Genomic DNA, 15,512 nt, shown 5'->3' with positions numbered 1-15,512 from the left:
GCGGCTCGCGCGCCGCATCCCCCTCCCCTTTTGAAACCGCTTCCGGCGATGCGCGCCGCCACCGGTTTCGAGGAAACCCGCATCGAGGAGCTTCCCGTGGAAACGACGACGGAGCCCGTCTACGGAATCATCCCGCTGCTGGCGATAGCGGTCGCCGCGGTGGCCCTGCTGCTGTTACTGATCGTGCGGTTCAAACTGCACGCCTTCATCTCGTTGGTACTGGTCAGTCTGCTCGTAGGACTGGCGACACGGATACCTTTCGACGAACTGGTGGACACGCTGCTCACCGGGTTCGGCGACACGCTGGCGAACGTGGGGCTGCTGGTCGGCCTGGGAGCCATGATCGGGCGGCTGCTGGAGATCAGCGGCGGTGCACGGGTCCTGGCGGACACGTTGATCAACCGGTTCGGCCCGCGACGGGCTCCGCTCGCCCTGGGACTCGCCTCCCTGCTGTTCGGTTTCCCCATCTTCTTCGACGCCGCCTTCGTGGTGCTCCTCCCGATCGTATTCAGCGTGGCGCGACGGTTCGGCGGCTCGTTGCTGCTGTACGCCCTCCCCACGGCCGGGGGTTTCCTGGCGATGCACGCCCTGGTCCCACCGCATCCCGGTCCGGTGGCGGCTTCCGAGCTCCTCGGAGCCGACGTCGGCCTCGTGCTGCTGCTCGGTCTGCTCGTGGCCGTGCCGTCCTGGTACGTGGGTTCGTACGTCTTCTCCAAGTTCATCGGTCCCCGTATCGACGTTCCGGTGCCGGTGCTGGGCGCTTCATCCGAAGTGGACCAGGACGCGGCGGGTTCGGAGGAGGCCGCTCCGCTACCCCGATTCGGCACCGTCCTCGCGGTACTGCTGCTGCCGCTGGTGATGATCTTCCTGCACACGGGGTTGGAAACACTTCGAACGGTGGGAGCGGTCGACTCGGACGCGGCGTGGGTGCGTCCGCTGCTGCTGCTCGGGGAGACACCGATCGCGCTGCTGGCCACCGCGATCGTCAGCATCGTCGTGTTCGGACGCGGACGCTCCCGGACGAACGTGGAGCGGATCGTCAACGGAGCGCTCGGGCCGGTGTGCGCGATCATCCTCATCACCGGCGCCGGTGGGATGTTCGGAAGCGTGCTCCAGGCCAGCGGAATCGGCGACGCCCTCGCCGAGACGCTCAACGCTGCCGGATTCCCCCTGATAGTGGCCGCGTTCGTGATCGCGACCGGGCTGCGCGTGGCACAGGGTTCGGCCACGGTGGCGCTGACCACCACCGCCGGGCTTCTCGCGCCGACGGTCGCTGCCGTCGACGGACTCTCCTCGCTGTACCTGGCGCTGCTCGTGCTGGCGATCGCGTGCGGCTCGATGGTGCTGTCGCACGTCAACGACTCGGGGTTCTGGCTGGTGGGACGTTTCCTCGGCCTCGATGTGAGCACCACGCTCAAGACGTGGACCGTGATGGCCACGCTGGTCGGCGGAACCGGTTTCCTCCTGGTGCTGCTCATCAGCGCGTTCGCCTGATCTCGGTCCGGACTCACCGGACGGCGCGGCCGGTCGATTCGTCGGGGGCATGGTGCACCGGGCTCGGTGCACCACGAGAAACCCGGCGCGAACCGGACGAACCAGGGCCGGACCCGGTTCTCGTGGGAGAGAAACGACTCGCCGGAAAGGACCGACGTGGTGTAGTACTCGCTCGACGTCGGTCCTGCCGGAGCGAGAGGCCGCGGCAGGTTCCGCCGACCCGACCACTGCCACGAGGACGTTCACCGATGACCAGAACCGTGCGAGCCGAGTTCGACGAGCGGACCGTCACCGTCTACCAGGCGTACCGCCCGGAGATCGCCGACGCCGCGCTGCGGGCGGGAACGTTCGTCGCACCGTTCAAGCGCGACCGCATGACCTGGATCAAGCCTTCGCTGCTTTGGATGATGTACCGCTGCGGCTTCGGCACCAAACCCGACCAGGAGCGGGTGCTGGCCGTGCGGCTGCGGCGGGAGGGTTTCGAGTGGGCGCTGGCCCACTCCTGCGCCAGCTCGTTCGACCCGAAGCGCTACCGCGACCACGAGCACTGGCGCGCCCACCTGGCCGAGAGCCCGGTGCGGGTGCAGTGGGACCCCGAGCGCGACACCGCCATGCGCCCCACCGAGCGGCGGGCGATCCAGGTGGGGCTGGGCGGTGACGCGGTGCGGCGCTACGTCGACGAGTGGATCGTGTCGGTGCACGACCGCACCGAGCTGGCGGGCGAGCTCCACCGGCACCATCGGGACGGCGATCACGAGGCGATGCGGCGGCGGCTGCCGGTGGAGCGGGAGTACCCGCTGCCGGAACGGATCCGCACCGTCATCGGCGGGGACTGAACACCAGGGGAATCGCTCGGCGTCGTTGGGACACCCGATCTGGGTCGCCACCTCGCGCGGTGGGAGAGACCCCGCGGGCCGAGCACCGGGACGACCGGGGTCGGTAACCGCGACGAGCGGCCCGCGCGGCCGGGAGAGGAGCTCCCGACCGCGCGGCGGGGTGACTCACTGGGAGACCCGCACCCAGTCGATCAGGTAGCGGGCGCTGCCCGAGGCGACCTTGTCCACCGTGGACTGCGGGAGGCCCGGGTAGGGCTGGGTGACCCCGTTGACGCCCTGCGGGTAGGAGCCGCCGAGCGCGAAGTTGAGGATCATGTACTGCGGATCGTCGTAGACCCAGGTCCAGCCGTTCCGCTCGATCTCGGCCTTGGTGATGCGGTAGATCTGCCTGCCGTCGACGAAGAAGGTGAACCCGCCGTTCCACCAGTCGGCACGGTAGGTGTGCCAGCCGCCCGGATCGCCGTTGGGGAAGGACTGGCTGGCGTTGACCGGGGTGTCGCCGTGGTACTCGGGGCCGTGCAGCGCGACGCTGGTCCACGGCTCGCCGACGTTCTCCATCACGTCGACCTCACCGTTGGTGGGCCAGGGCTCGCCCTCGTCGATCTTCGCGCCCAACGACCACCATGCGGGCCACAGTCCGGCCGCGTTGGCGTTCTCCGGCAGTTTGATGCGGGCCTCGTACCTGCCGTAGGTGAACTCGAAGCGGTCCTGCGTGCTCACCCGGCCGGAGATGAAGTCGTAGCTGCGGCCGTCGGGCGCCTGGTGGCCGGGCCGGTAGCGGGGGTGCAGTGCGAGCGTGCCGCCGCTGGCACCGGCGACGTTGTGGTCGATGTAGATGGTCTCCGGGGAGTCGACGTAGGCCTGCTGCTCGTTGTTGACCGTGCCGAAGTTCTCGCCGGTTTTGAGGACCTTCCACTTGGAGCGGTCGAGGTTGTTGCCCGAGAAGTCGTCGAAGAAGGTCACCGCGGACGTGCCCGCGGAGTCGGCCGGGCTGGCGGCGCTGGTGGCGGATACCGACAACAGGGCGGTCAGCGCCAGAGCGGCGCCACCGACCAGTTGCTTCCTTCGTCCAGGCATCGAAACTCTCCTCGCTTGGGGTGACGGAGCGGGTGCACCCGAACAACGATGCTGGTGGGGAGAGGTTGAACGGTAAAGACGGTATCGATCAAGTAACACGAAGTTGCGCCGGAAGGCCGATCGGGCGGCGACGATCGGGCGTGCTCACGGGGCCGAGAACGAGCGAGTGTGAGAACTTGACGTTCTTTCCCCGAAGCGGTGCCGGTACGTGGTGGTCGGTTCCGGCCGGGAGTACCTCCCGGTGGAGATGCGCCGTGTTCCAACCGTCACGCCAAGGCTCATCCACCGCCGGCACGTCGACAGGTAGATCAACGATCCAGTTCGATCCTGTGCTCTCGCAGGTCGAACTCCTCGAAGTGCTCCTTGGTGTTCTTCGCCGCGAGCATTCTGACGTGTCCGTCGTACTCCAGGAAATTGGAGAAGTACACCCTCACTACATTCCCGTCCAGCGAAGCCGCACAGGAAAAATTGTCACCCGGGGAAACGCAGTACAGGAGGTCTATGTCCTCGGCCACGTCCTCCAGCTCGCACAGCAGGGAAGGACCATCGCCGGTATACGTGACCAAGACGTGCCCGAAAGACCCCCAAGGCGTACCGCGACATCTTTCCAGAAAACGGTCGTCCACGTCATCGGGATGACACAGTTTTTCGTTCTCAACTACCCGCCAGTCGACATGACTTCCGGCCCACGGGAAGGAGTTGAGGTAACTCTCGAAGCGCCCCGAAACCCTTTCGTCCAGGGCGATCACTTCGTGCTCTTGTATCCATTCTTTGATTTGCGGCCTGTCCAGATACATCGACACCCCTCCGGAAAATCACGAACACGAGAAAAGAAAACATTGCCGGGCGGATCCACGACAGGCGCACATCCACCGGGGTCACCCCCACGAAGCCGGGCGAACCCGACAGCGGGTCCGGTTCAACCGACTTCGGTGATCTCGACCCCAAAACTTTCCCATAGCTCGGAAACCAGTTTCCGTCGCGCGTAGCGCACCAAGCCGCGCGCCCACCACCTTCCCTCGTCGAACTTGGGAAATACATCCGGAATCAGCAGTGGCCGAAAGCGGGCGTCGATGATCTCCACCCTGGTACGAAACACCACCATTCCCGAGAACTCCTGCAGCTCAGGGGTGTTCAAAGCAACCTCAATACTATCTCTTAATGTTCGATCGTTAAAGTAGTCCTCCCTATCGTAGGGATACCCCTTATCGCAGTCCGCAACGAAACGGTCCCATCGCCCCAGCAAGGCATCCGGCTCCAGATCCCGCCATTGCCCAGAGTCTCGGACAACCCCGATGAAGGCATCACGAAAGCTGCCAGAACTCCACGTCATCCAACCACCAACGACCCTTCCGAAAAATCATCTGTACGGATCCGTATCGGCGAGATACCGTGCGGTCGTCTTGAACCACGGCGAATCCCCTGGAAAATTACGCGGCATCCACGGCTCCCTACGCCGTCCCGAGACGACTTCCACCAAGAACTCCACCATCGACCCCTCGAAGACGCTCCACCGCGACACATCTCGATCACGAGACACTATCCACCATCGATCCGGCTCCTCTCTCGGCTCCATCCACCAGTAACAGACATCAACATCGATGGTGAAGGCCCAAGGCAGCAGATCGACCCGACCGGGTTCGAGTGTGTAGCGCTCAGGAACCCTCTCCGCAGCGGAACGTAAATCATTCAACTGCTCTTCCCACCACTCCGAAGACTCCTCCTCCGAAGTAATCAGCTGCTCCAGCAATAGGTAATCTTCGAGTGTCCCGTCACCGTAAACCTCCATGAACTCCTTGTAGTCGTTCGGCAGCGCCACACTGAGCCGACGCTCGACATCTTCCCAAGGCTGCGGCGCTGGTGGCACCTCCGGCGGTGGAAGCAGCCGCTTGAGAAGATCAACACTCGGTGGCATAGCATTCTCCGTACTGTTCACTGGAAGCTTTGTCCGCGACTCTATTTTATCTTGATTATGATCGAGGGCTGCAACTTGGTTTGTAGCGAATTCCTCACCAACCGTCGGCAGCAGCACTTAGTGCAATACGCTACATAGTTCAGGAATTTCGACACCTGCGGCCGGGAGACACCGGCAAAACGCTACGATCCCCTACTCGTATATCGAAGTAAAACAAGAGTGCCCCACAAGGGGCAATCCCGAAAAGAAATCTAAATCTGATTCACCAGAAAAAACAGACAGCAACAGTCGCGCCATACCACCTTTGTATTTATACCATTTATTCAGTTCGCCGTCGCACAACACAACATCCCAGCAATCGGGAGACAACTGCCTATCGATCTGCCAGAAGTAAGCATCGCCATCAGGAGTTCCAGCCCAAAGCAATAAGGTGTCCTCCGGAGCAGAAAACCACGACGGCAACGAAACCACATCTCTCAGCTCAATGAAAGACCCTCTTTTTTCTTTCCAGAATTCACTGATCCCGTCACTGTATTCCGCTTCACAAGGAGACACCACAAGGATATAACTATCGAAATCTCCTGGGCCATAAACTTCTATAAACCTTTTGTAGTCGCCAGGAAGAGAGGATCCCAAGGAGCTCTCGATTCCGACCCAGTCCACATCAGGAAGATGAACATTTGATGGAGAAACGAACCTCTTCAACTGCTCTATGTAATCCAATTGAAGCCCTTCAGCAAAAATATCCCAATTGATTGGACCATTCACTGTTCGCGCGGCACCTTGATGACACCTTTGTCCCCGTCCTCGGCGAGCCAGTCATTCGCTTCGTGGAAATCGACAACATCCCGGAGCCTGTTCCGAACATCCCCCGGAACGGACTTTATCTCCTGGTTGAACGCCTCCGCCGCCTCAGCGGGCAATCTGGCCACAATCACAAGAACGATTCCGCTAGGATCATACGGAATTCGAGTGAGCTCCTCGGCCGCCCAGGCGACACCCTTCCCGAGATCCGCGAGCGGGAAACGCTGCAGAGCAGCATACGCGGATTCATAAGCACCGTAGTCCTCTTCGGCTCGCAACGAAGAAACGATCGCAACAACCCCCTCCGGACCTTCATCACCGGTCACGGACAAAACCAGCTCCACATAGCGATTCCACCGACGCTCGGCTTCATCCTGCGGAACAGTGTCATCCTCATCCTGGACGATCTCACCGCACTCGACGATCTCAACCTTCCAGTCCACAGACACCCGACACCAACTCCTCACTACATTCCCCACGACCGCGGCAACGAAGAAGATCACCCATGAAAGAAACTGGACACTAGCAGTGACGCGCATTACCCACTGCGACCGGCAGAGCGCCCTGACGCTAGCACAACTTCGTTCTCAAGCGACCAAGCATGAACCACGTGTTCGACCACTCTAGGAAACGCTCAAAATAATCACAGCTACACCACCACAAGACAACGAACTGGTCAGATTATTCACCACCGCACAACTAAAAATCAACGCAGAAAAACGAAACTGTCGCCTTCCGCTCTTAACCTACAACTGACCTAATGTAAACCTCCATGCCGTCCGGCAAGATACTACGCAGTAGCTTTAAAACACGAAGAGCCGCGCAGAAAATCATCCGGAAACCAAGGCTCTCGACGCCGCCCTGAGGTAATTTCCACCAAAAACTCCATCATGCCACCTCCGAAAAAGTTCCACTCCATATCCCGCTCACGTGACACCACACGCCACTGATCCGGATCCTCCCTAGGATCCATCAACCAATAACACACATCACCGTCAATCGTATAAGCCCACGGCAACAAATTTACTTTATCTTCCTCGACAACACCTCCCGGAAATACGTCCTCAGGACTCATCCGAATCTCTTCCAAATCCCTTCCTTTCCACCCCATAGCCGCCTCGAAAGATTGACTGTAAGCAAGAAATATCAAAAACTCCTCAATAGTACCACCGCCATATGTCTCCATGAACTCCTTGTAATCGTTCGGCAGCGCCACGCCGAGTCGACGCTCGACATCTTCCCAAGGCTGCGGTGCGGGTGCCACCTCCGGAGGCGGTAACAACATCCGCAATCGATCCAACGAGGACGCCATCGGCAACTCGCTCTCCATTTCCGCACCATGAGTCATCACTCATCTCCCAGTTCGCCCGAGTCGCGGTCGTTGAACGACAACCTTCCTTTGAGCTGTTCCGGAGCGAAGTCCGCGGGATGAACGTATGCCTCTTCGTCCAACTCACCGCGCCGTACCATTCCCGCGATCTCGAAATCAGTGTCGAGCAGACTCGCCCGAAACCGATCGCGCCGCTCGTCGAGCACCACCACAGTCAGCGACTCCCCCACGCAGGGAAGCTCCTCGGAGGCCAACCAGGACGGAATCTTGATCTTGTCGATAATTCCCTCGACACCGTCCCGTGCAACGACCCTGACACCGTACGGCTCAACCGCGAGCACAGTCACGTCCAACTCCGCGCAATCCCGTACCAACGAATCGCTCGTTCCCGTGTCGCACATCCGCCGTAGCGTAGCCTTCCGCAACCGGTCAACCAGCCCGGACCATATCCACGAGCCCAGCCAGGAACGGATTCGATCTCAACTCCTCACGAGCCCCGTACAGCACGTCCAAAGCGGCACGAGCCGCGACAACAGGAGCCCGCTCGATGTCATCCGCGGAAACACACGAAACCACAGGCGAAAAACTGTAGGACAACTCGACATCACCACCTTGCTTCGTCGCGAAGACATACTTATTGATTCGCGACGTCATCACAATAGAAGCACCCAACCTGCTAACCTCGTGCCGCAACAGGCCAAGCATCAAAACAAAGTCAACAACGGAAACAACCGGATCCGACAGCAAAACATCGTTCTCGCCATCACTGATTACGACATCGACATTAAAATAATAAAAAACAAAATCATTCTTTGTTATACCATAAAGAGGGATTTCCGAAATCCACTCACCCCTCCACGACGGATCATCACCGCGAGGGAAAAACGCAAAAGATATCATCGAAACCTCGAGGGCGGAATGAACCACGGTCAAATCGTGATGACTGCAACACCAACCATCGTTCCGGACACGATACACTCCGACACCGAACCTCGTCCGCGACCGATACGCAGCCCAAGCTCCCGCTCTTCGGAGCGCTTCACGCACCAGCTCAGGGGAAAACACATGCGCAACCGCGAACGGATCGAGTGCATCGAGAACAGTCTCATCCCGTTGATCAGGAGGGTTCCCGCGCTGTCCGACGAGGACCGAAAAGACATGACCGAACTCGCTGTCCACGCCGAGTGGGGGATAGCTTTCGAGAACATGTGCGCGCAGCTCGGCGAGTACGACGCGGTCCTCACACGCGAGCTCCATGAAGAAATCGTCCGTGTCGGCCGGATGTGCGGAGTCGAACCCCGCACCTGGGAGAATCTAGACGAGAGCGTGGAACAAGGACGTTAACGAACCCGAACTCCACTGCCGATCAGCACAGTAGATCCCAGCACTCCGGCGTGAACGGCTTCAGGTCAGTTGTCATACTCGATCAGATCCTCCACCGCTTGGCGGAGCCAGTCGTAGAAGCCCTCGTACTCTCCCTGCCGCTCCCACCCCGGCGAAGCGAAATCGTGGACGATCACCACGCGGGCATCGCGATCGAGATCCCAACAAGCGACATCATCGTTGTCGATCCTACGAGCGAACGGGATCACATTCCTGTCCGGATAGCGCTCCCGCAGACCAGCACAGCGCTCCACGAGCCCTTCTCCCGCAAGAAACAGCCACGGTTCCAGGTCCGTGAGCCCGAGCTCCACCACACGAACGAACTCCCGAGGATAGGTAAATCCTTCCGGAAGACATTCAGGCCTCAGCGAGTTCGCCACTGATTTCTCACCCATCCTGCAACAGACTCCCAAAAAGCCAAGCTTCGCGATGCACAAGCCCACTGTTCTCGATTCATGACACCCCTGAACTCACGCGGTCATTCACGCGGCACCTTGATGACACCTTTGTCCCCGTCCTCGGCGAGCCACTCGTTCGCTTCGTGGAAATCGACAACATCGCGAAGCCTGCTCCGAACATCCCCCGGAACGAACTTTATCTCCTGATTGAACGCCTCCGCCGCCTCGGCGGAAGACCTGGCCACAATCACAAGCACAATTCCACTTTGATCATACGGAATCCGAGTGAGCTCCTCGGCCGCCCAAGCGACACCCTTCCCAAGATCAGCGAGCGGGAAACGCTCTAAAGCGCCATGCGCGGCTTCATAAGCACCGTAGTCCTCTTCGGCTCGCAACGAAGAAACGATCGGAACAACCGCCTCCGGACCTTCATCACCGGTCACGGAGTCGGCCAGTTCCACATAACGGTTCCACCGCCGCTCAGCTTCATCCTGCGGAACGGTCTCATCCTCATCCTGGACGATATCACCGCACTCGACGATCTCAACCTTCCAGTCCACAGACACCAGACACCAACTCCTCACTACATGCCCTACGACCGCGGCAACGAAGAGGCCCATCTCCGAAGGGCCTTGTTGCTGCTGAGACTTACCCACATCTCTCGGATCGCCTCATCGTACTTGCTGCCAAAACGAGATCGAATGTCGTCCACATCCATTTGCATGGCACCACGGAAGTCTCCAGCATCGACCAACTCCTTCTGCCTCGTACGCCATGCTTGGGCAGGCAACGAACCCCCCGTGCTGTACAACGCACGATGGTCAGCGATATCCATCCGAATCGCAGGACCACTGTGATGCGCGAGGGGACTGGTCGTGTTGGCTGGGATATGGTTGATCTCTTTCCCCGGCCCCGCCTTTTTCAGAGCTCCATGCCAACCACCGTTCGCCCCACACTTGACGTTGTGGACGAGTGTTTCGTCGTGGCCGTTGAGGGCGGCGTAGTAGGTGTGGGTGTCGTTGATGGTGAGGTTGTGGACTCGCTGCAGCGCGGTCCAGGTGCGGATACCGGTGACCAGCCGCTGCTCACCCTCAGCGGTGCGCACCCGATCCCCGGCCTGGAGATCGGCCGCGTCGACCCACTCGTCCCGGTTGGGCACCCAGAACGGGTGCTCACCCGTCGCCGTCACCGAGTCGGTCGCCCCACCCCGGTCACCATCGACATCGACAGTGACCTCCACCAGCTGTTTCTCACCCTCGCCGGTGATGGTGGCCGTCACCCGCTCCGGCCCGGTCTCCCCCGTCTCCGGGTCGGTGGCCAACACCCGATCACCGAGCTCGACCTCCTCGATCGCCTCGCGCGACCCATCGGCCAACACCACCTCGGTACCCGGCACGAAACTGTTCGGCGTGCACGAACCACCAGCACCCGACGAACCGCCAGAGCCCGACGACCGTGCCGAACCACCACCGGGCAGATCCGGCGCCGACCCCGGACGCGACATGCCGCCACCACGCCGGAGACCACCCACAGCCCCCAACGCATCCGGCACGAACCCGCAGACACGGCATCCGCGGCCAGCACCGGCTCCAGCGACGACACCGTTGTTCGAGGTCGCTCACCTTCAGTGTTTTGGCGTCAGATGCCAGGGGAGGTATGCGGTCACACGCAGGCTGCGGTGGCCGGTGTCGATCGTTCCCTACTCGCGGGGCACCTTGATGATGCCTTTGTCCCCGTCCTCGGCGAGCCAGTCATTCGCTTCGTGGAAATCGACAACATCGCGAAGCCTGTTCCGAACCTCCCCAGGAACGGACTTGACCGCCTCGTTGAACGCCTCCGCGGCAGCGGCGGGCAATCTGGCCACAGTCACAAGAACGATTCCGCTGCGATCATACGGAATTCGAGTGAGCTCCTCAGCCGCCCAAGCGACACCCTTCCCGAGATCCGCGGGAGGGAAACGCTCCAGAGCACCATACGCCGATTCGTAAGCACCGTAATCGTCTTGGACCTTCAACGAAGACACGATCGCAACAACCCCCTCAGGACCCTCATCACCGGTCACGGAGTCAGCCAGCTCCACATAACGGTTCCACCGCCGCTCGGCTTCATCCTGCGGAACGGTGTCATCCTCAACTTGAGGGATATCACCGTACTCGACGATCTCAATTTTCCAGTCCACAGACACCAGACACCAACTCCTCACTACATGCCCTACGAACGCGGCAACGAAGCAGACCACCCATGAAAGAAACTGGACACTAGCAGTGACGCACATTACCCACTGCGACCGACAAAGCACCCTGGCATCAGCACAACATCGCCCTCAATCAACCGAGCATGAACCACGTGTTCAACAGTGCCAAGGAAGCCCCAGACCAAGGGTCAAGACTTCGCGAACTCGATCCCCGACGCGTTCCAACTTGTTCGTCTCGTCAGCACTGTACTCGGTTCCGAGCACTACCCCCGCATCAGCCAAGACATTTTCACATCCCCGACAACATCACCCAAAACCATACACCAAAACCCCACACCAATCGGACACAGCCATGGCCGGGCGCCTTACTCAACCTCAGCGATCTCGACACCAAAGCTTTCCCACACCTCGGAAACCAGTTTCCGCCGCGCATAACGCACCAAACCACGCAACCACCACTCCTCCTCACCAAACTTGGGAAATACATCCGGAATCAGTAACGGCCGAAAGCGCGCGTCGATGATCTCCACCCTGGTACGAAACACCACCATTTCTGAAAAATCCTGCAATACAGGAGCGTTTAAAACATCCTCAATGCTTCCCCGAAATGTCCGATCGTTGAAGTAGTCCTCCCTATCGTAGGGGTACCCCCTCTCGCAGTCCGCGACAAATTGTTCCCACTTTCCCATCAAGGCCTCCGGCTCCAGATAACGCCATTGCCCCGAACTACGAACTACTTCCACGAAGACACTACAGAAATCGCCAGTCACGACGAGCAGAACACCGCCATCGTCCCTACCGCCGTCGGCACAACCAACGAGCCCATCCCAAACGCATCTTCGCACTCGGCGCAAAAATCCGACAACCCTATTACACGATCAACGCTGCCTGGCACTACACTATTCTACGTCTTCGCTAGCAATTGCACGAGAGGCCATCATCAAAGCCACCTCACCAAAGTCCTGCCCTACGTATTCCCCTGGAGAATCTTTAAACTCAGGGGTCCATATATATACCGGAGCCTCACCGGAAGCATCAGCCTGAGAGGTATCCATCACATAAAATCCCCCCATGCCGTCTTCCATAAAAGGAATCAAAAAACCTGGAAAATTAACTATATCTCTTCGAGATTCCAAAGTTTCTTCGGAAAAACCATGCACCACCGAATCGTCAGACCTATCCCGAAAAAGACCGTAAATCTCCTCCCCCGGAAGATCACAACCACCAAGAGTCTCAAGGTAACGACGAAAGGTCGGCGGAAGCTTCAGTCCCACACTGCTCTCCGCCCAGTTGATCAACTCGGCGTCAGGCGGAGAGGCGTAGTGGTTAGCTAAATGGCTGTTCGCAACGACGAGCCGGACAAACTCGTCGACATCACTCATACTCATTTCCCACGAAATCCTCTCGCGATGAATCCAGCAGCCCTGTCCCTCCAGTACTGCTTCTTCCATCCCTCGAAGGCTACCCGGTCGATACCACTGGGAATGTCACTACCAGCCTTCCAGTGCAGGATACCGTATCCAGGTTTATTCAGGTGCATGGTACTCGTAACCTCAGCGATCGGCCCATCCTGCGTCTGCAACATGTGATGCAAGTTCACCGACTTACCGTCCGGACCAATCGGAGCAACTCCTTGCTTCATACGCTTCAGATTACTACGTCCATACGTGTCTTTAGCAGAATAAAGCGCTGGATCCACGAGGTCATCTCTCTGATATATGCGCTGCCCCTGATACTCGGTAGTGCTCCAGAACCGACTCTGTCCGCACTCGCTGTTGTGGACGAGTGTTTCGTCGTGGCCGTTGAGGGCGACGTAGTAGGTGTGGGTGTCGTTGATGGTGAGGTTGTGGACTCGCTGCAGCGCGGTCCAGGTGCGGATACCGGTGACCAGCCGCTGCTCACCCTCAGCGGTGCGCACCCGATCCCCGGCCGTGAGGTCCTCGGCGTCGACCCACTCGTCCCGATTGGGCACCCAGAACGGGTGCTCACCCGTCGCCGTCACCGAGTCGGTCGCCCCACCCCGGTCACCATCGACATCGACAGTGACCTCCACCAGCTGTTTCTCACCCTCGCCGGTGATGGTGGCCGTCACCCGCTCCGGCCCGGTCTCCCCCGTCTCCGGGTCGGTGGCCAACACCCGATCACCGAGCTCGACCTCCTCGATCGCCTCGCGCGACCCATCGGCCAACACCACCTCGGTACCCGGCACGAAACTATTCGGCGTACACGAACCACCAGCACCAGGCCCGTTTCGGGGAAGCTCAGCGATGACTGTCAGGATCGTCACAGAGCCAGGGACTTTATCCGTTTCGCCCGATTGAAATCTCCTGGCTCCAACACAGCTTCGGCGTCAGGCGGCCGAGCATGACTGCTGTTCGATAACTCTAGGGAACACCCAGAACAGCAACCACGGCTTCGCGGACCTGACTCTCGATCCGCCGCAACCTGACCTCGTCCCCAGGGCTTTTGGTGGCCCTCTCGATCTGCCACTCGATGAACGTGGGGGCGAACCAGATCCGTTGGACCAGCCTGTAGTCAACGGTGTCCCCGACCGGAGGAATCCGCGACAACAACGCTACATACTCCTCCCCCGCCTCGGGATCGAAATGGCCCGCACGGAGCCTTCCCAAAAAGCCGGTGTCAATGTCCCACACCTCGTCCAACGCCTCCAGCAGCTCTTCGTCCATCACCAACCTCCTATTCACCGGCGCACGACAGCCTCACTCGACACACTGACAGACCAGAACCTCCCGAACCTCCCGAATAAGTATCCAGGGAGCAAGCTTCAGGACGACGACAAACCAGAGAATTTGACAACCACAACAGCGGGCATCGACGAGTAACAGCAGCATTTCTCCACCATGCACACCCAGTCACAACAACCCAAACTCCCGCGTGTTACGTCAATCACCCCCAGATCCCCGGCACAAAGCTGTTCGGCGCACACGCACCACCAGCACCACTCCCGATCCCCCGCCCCCACAGGAACTCATCGGTAGATTCAAGGCCACCCACCATGCCAGCAGCCTTACCCCACTCCGGCCTAGTAAGCCCTTGGGGCTAACACAGCTTCACCGAAACGCAAACAAGCGCAGCCTACGTAGTCAACAACTTCAGGGAAGCCCCAGAAGGGCGATCAAGGCTTCGCGAACTTGGTCCCAGATGTGCCCCAATTTTTCCACTTCTTTCTCGTTTTTAGCGGCTCTTTCAGTCTGCCATTCAATGAGTGTGGGAGCAAACCAGATCAGCTGAACTAGCCTCGAATCGACGGTTTCCCCGATCGGCGGAATCCTCGACAGCAGCGCCACGTAGGCTTCCCCGGCCTCGGGATCAAATCGGCCTGCACGAAGCTTTCCCAAGAACCCAGACTCGACATCCCAGGCTTCTTCCAATGCCTCCAGCAGATCGTCCTCCATCAGCAATCTCCTCACCAACGGCCCACGATGGCCTCGACCGGCACATGTCGAAAGATCAGAACCTCCTGATCCTTCCTGGCATAAGCTCTATGTCTCCTACTGGTGAAGGGTCCGGAGGAAATGTCTTCTGCTCTTTCAACGAACCGCGAGTCGATCGCCACCACGCCATGCCCCTGATTGTACTTATCGAACGCTATACTCGGCTCTTTGGATGTGGATATCCAGGGGCTCTCCTTCAGCCCGGCAACGTGCGAGACAGGTTCAGCATTCACCTTGTTAGGCGCCCGAGCGTGAAGCCCCACAGATGGGTCCTCACCTTCGGCAAGCGCACGGTAAACGATATTCCCTTCGGGATCCGGACCACACGGACGATCGCCCGAATTGTGGACGAGTGTTTCGTCGTGGCCGTTGAGGGCGACGTAGTAGGTGTGGGTGTTGTTGATGGTGAGGTTGTGGACGCGCTGCAGGGCGGTCCAGGTGCGGATGCTGGTGACCAGCCGCTGCTCACCCTCAGCGGTGCGCACCCGATCCCCAGCCTGGAGATCGGCCGCGTCGACCCACTCGTCCCGATTGGGCACCCAGAACGGGTGCTCACCCGTCGCCGTCACCGAGTCGGTCGCCCCACCTCGGTCACCATCGACATCGACGGTGACCTCTACCAGGTG

The 15,512-nt window shown here is 59.8% G+C and carries 22 protein-coding genes; 3 read left to right on the top strand and 19 right to left on the bottom strand.

The window, feature by feature from the left end; all coding sequences use genetic code 11:
* Positions 1 to 30: 30 nt before the first annotated feature.
* Positions 31 to 1,494, top strand: a complete 1,464-nt coding sequence (locus tag BM150_RS21310) for a GntP family permease (protein ID WP_245755655.1) — start codon at positions 31 to 33, stop codon at positions 1,492 to 1,494.
* Between the two features lie 248 nt (positions 1,495 to 1,742).
* Positions 1,743 to 2,330 (top strand): DUF4291 domain-containing protein, encoded by a 588-nt coding sequence (locus BM150_RS21305; protein ID WP_092929401.1) that lies wholly within the window; start codon positions 1,743 to 1,745, stop codon positions 2,328 to 2,330.
* 165 nt (positions 2,331 to 2,495) lie between these two features.
* Here BM150_RS21305 and BM150_RS21300 read toward each other — a convergent pair whose 3' ends face one another.
* From BM150_RS21300 to BM150_RS24290, 9 genes are all read right to left on the bottom strand, one after another.
* Positions 2,496 to 3,407: a glycoside hydrolase family 16 protein gene (locus BM150_RS21300; protein WP_092929399.1), complete on the bottom strand. Its 912-nt coding sequence runs from the start codon at positions 3,405 to 3,407 to the stop codon at positions 2,496 to 2,498.
* A gap of 308 nt (positions 3,408 to 3,715) precedes the next feature.
* Positions 3,716 to 4,204: a hypothetical protein gene (locus tag BM150_RS21295; protein WP_139219618.1), complete on the bottom strand. Its 489-nt coding sequence runs from the start codon at positions 4,202 to 4,204 to the stop codon at positions 3,716 to 3,718.
* A gap of 122 nt (positions 4,205 to 4,326) precedes the next feature.
* Positions 4,327 to 4,740, bottom strand: coding sequence for a hypothetical protein (locus BM150_RS21290; RefSeq protein WP_217641811.1), 414 nt, complete (start codon positions 4,738 to 4,740; stop codon positions 4,327 to 4,329).
* Positions 4,741 to 4,767: 27 nt separating this feature from the next.
* Positions 4,768 to 5,322, bottom strand: a complete 555-nt coding sequence (locus BM150_RS21285) for an SMI1/KNR4 family protein (RefSeq protein WP_139219617.1) — start codon at positions 5,320 to 5,322, stop codon at positions 4,768 to 4,770.
* Between the two features lie 192 nt (positions 5,323 to 5,514).
* Complete coding sequence (locus tag BM150_RS21280; RefSeq protein WP_175496957.1) at positions 5,515 to 6,090, bottom strand: SMI1/KNR4 family protein; 576 nt, start codon at positions 6,088 to 6,090, stop codon at positions 5,515 to 5,517.
* On the bottom strand, positions 6,087 to 6,629 hold the full coding sequence (locus BM150_RS21275) for a hypothetical protein (RefSeq protein WP_139219616.1): 543 nt from the start codon (positions 6,627 to 6,629) through the stop codon (positions 6,087 to 6,089). Before BM150_RS21275 ends, BM150_RS21280 begins: the two co-directional genes overlap by 4 nt.
* 287 nt (positions 6,630 to 6,916) lie before the next feature.
* Positions 6,917 to 7,474, bottom strand: a complete 558-nt coding sequence (locus BM150_RS21270) for an SMI1/KNR4 family protein (RefSeq protein WP_092929389.1) — start codon at positions 7,472 to 7,474, stop codon at positions 6,917 to 6,919.
* The gene (locus tag BM150_RS21265) at positions 7,474 to 7,803 is read right to left on the bottom strand and encodes a hypothetical protein (protein ID WP_139219615.1); all 330 of its coding nucleotides are present in this window, start codon (positions 7,801 to 7,803) and stop codon (positions 7,474 to 7,476) included. The genes BM150_RS21270 and BM150_RS21265 overlap by 1 nt, the downstream gene beginning before the upstream one ends.
* Before the next feature lie 82 nt (positions 7,804 to 7,885).
* A complete protein-coding gene (locus BM150_RS24290; RefSeq protein ID WP_175496956.1) occupies positions 7,886 to 8,383 on the bottom strand; it encodes a hypothetical protein in 498 nt (165 codons plus the stop codon).
* Positions 8,384 to 8,521: 138 nt separating this feature from the next.
* On the opposite strand from BM150_RS24290, the gene BM150_RS24285 reads away from it, so the two are divergent.
* Positions 8,522 to 8,800, top strand: coding sequence for a MafI family immunity protein (locus tag BM150_RS24285; protein ID WP_092929383.1), 279 nt, complete (start codon positions 8,522 to 8,524; stop codon positions 8,798 to 8,800).
* 65 nt (positions 8,801 to 8,865) lie between these two features.
* Here BM150_RS24285 and BM150_RS21250 read toward each other — a convergent pair whose 3' ends face one another.
* The 10 genes from BM150_RS21250 to BM150_RS21205 form a co-directional block, all read right to left on the bottom strand.
* Positions 8,866 to 9,234 carry a hypothetical protein gene (locus BM150_RS21250; protein ID WP_092929542.1) on the bottom strand — a complete coding sequence of 123 codons (369 nt, stop codon included), beginning with the start codon at positions 9,232 to 9,234 and terminating at the stop codon, positions 8,866 to 8,868.
* 83 nt (positions 9,235 to 9,317) lie between these two features.
* Complete coding sequence (locus tag BM150_RS21245) at positions 9,318 to 9,803, bottom strand: hypothetical protein (protein ID WP_092929381.1); 486 nt, start codon at positions 9,801 to 9,803, stop codon at positions 9,318 to 9,320.
* Positions 9,804 to 9,829: 26 nt separating this feature from the next.
* Positions 9,830 to 10,612 (bottom strand): polymorphic toxin-type HINT domain-containing protein, encoded by a 783-nt coding sequence (locus BM150_RS21240; RefSeq protein WP_217641810.1) that lies wholly within the window; start codon positions 10,610 to 10,612, stop codon positions 9,830 to 9,832.
* Positions 10,613 to 10,936: 324 nt separating this feature from the next.
* Positions 10,937 to 11,422 carry a hypothetical protein gene (locus tag BM150_RS21235; RefSeq protein ID WP_092929377.1) on the bottom strand — a complete coding sequence of 162 codons (486 nt, stop codon included), beginning with the start codon at positions 11,420 to 11,422 and terminating at the stop codon, positions 10,937 to 10,939.
* Positions 11,423 to 11,796: 374 nt separating this feature from the next.
* Positions 11,797 to 12,201, bottom strand: a complete 405-nt coding sequence (locus BM150_RS21230; protein WP_217641809.1) for a hypothetical protein — start codon at positions 12,199 to 12,201, stop codon at positions 11,797 to 11,799.
* 129 nt (positions 12,202 to 12,330) lie between these two features.
* A complete protein-coding gene (locus BM150_RS21225; RefSeq protein ID WP_175496955.1) occupies positions 12,331 to 12,813 on the bottom strand; it encodes an SMI1/KNR4 family protein in 483 nt (160 codons plus the stop codon).
* A 2-nt stretch (positions 12,814 to 12,815) separates the two neighbouring features.
* Positions 12,816 to 13,640, bottom strand: a complete 825-nt coding sequence (locus tag BM150_RS21220) for an HNH/ENDO VII family nuclease (RefSeq protein ID WP_217641808.1) — start codon at positions 13,638 to 13,640, stop codon at positions 12,816 to 12,818.
* Positions 13,641 to 13,815: 175 nt separating this feature from the next.
* Positions 13,816 to 14,118 carry a hypothetical protein gene (locus BM150_RS21215; protein ID WP_092929369.1) on the bottom strand — a complete coding sequence of 101 codons (303 nt, stop codon included), beginning with the start codon at positions 14,116 to 14,118 and terminating at the stop codon, positions 13,816 to 13,818.
* A 426-nt stretch (positions 14,119 to 14,544) separates the two neighbouring features.
* On the bottom strand, positions 14,545 to 14,847 hold the full coding sequence (locus BM150_RS21210; protein WP_092929367.1) for a hypothetical protein: 303 nt from the start codon (positions 14,845 to 14,847) through the stop codon (positions 14,545 to 14,547).
* A gap of 11 nt (positions 14,848 to 14,858) precedes the next feature.
* On the bottom strand, positions 14,859 to 15,512 hold a 654-nt coding region (locus BM150_RS21205; RefSeq protein WP_217641806.1), incomplete at its 5' end, for a polymorphic toxin-type HINT domain-containing protein.

Origin of the sequence: Actinopolyspora alba, assembly GCF_900112765.1 — a bacterium.
GTDB classification, from domain to species: Bacteria; Actinomycetota; Actinomycetes; order Mycobacteriales; family Pseudonocardiaceae; genus Actinopolyspora; species Actinopolyspora alba.
The sequence above is the reverse complement of the archived record's forward strand: the minus strand, read 5'-3'. Positions and strand labels throughout refer to the sequence as shown.

Coding starts and splice junctions, on each gene's coding strand:
- BM150_RS21305 (WP_092929401.1), top strand. CDS start 1,743: ATGACCAGAACCGTGCGAGCCGAGTTCGACGAGCGGACCGTCACCGTC.
- BM150_RS21300 (WP_092929399.1), bottom strand. CDS start 3,407: ATGCCTGGACGAAGGAAGCAACTGGTCGGTGGCGCCGCTCTGGCGCTG.
- BM150_RS21295 (WP_139219618.1), bottom strand. CDS start 4,204: ATGTATCTGGACAGGCCGCAAATCAAAGAATGGATACAAGAGCACGAA.
- BM150_RS21290 (WP_217641811.1), bottom strand. CDS start 4,740: ATGACGTGGAGTTCTGGCAGCTTTCGTGATGCCTTCATCGGGGTTGTC.
- BM150_RS21285 (WP_139219617.1), bottom strand. CDS start 5,322: ATGCCACCGAGTGTTGATCTTCTCAAGCGGCTGCTTCCACCGCCGGAG.
- BM150_RS21270 (WP_092929389.1), bottom strand. CDS start 7,474: ATGACTCATGGTGCGGAAATGGAGAGCGAGTTGCCGATGGCGTCCTCG.
- BM150_RS24285 (WP_092929383.1), top strand. CDS start 8,522: ATGCGCAACCGCGAACGGATCGAGTGCATCGAGAACAGTCTCATCCCG.
- BM150_RS21250 (WP_092929542.1), bottom strand. CDS start 9,234: ATGGGTGAGAAATCAGTGGCGAACTCGCTGAGGCCTGAATGTCTTCCG.
- BM150_RS21225 (WP_175496955.1), bottom strand. CDS start 12,813: ATGAGTGATGTCGACGAGTTTGTCCGGCTCGTCGTTGCGAACAGCCAT.
- BM150_RS21215 (WP_092929369.1), bottom strand. CDS start 14,118: ATGGACGAAGAGCTGCTGGAGGCGTTGGACGAGGTGTGGGACATTGAC.
- BM150_RS21210 (WP_092929367.1), bottom strand. CDS start 14,847: ATGGAGGACGATCTGCTGGAGGCATTGGAAGAAGCCTGGGATGTCGAG.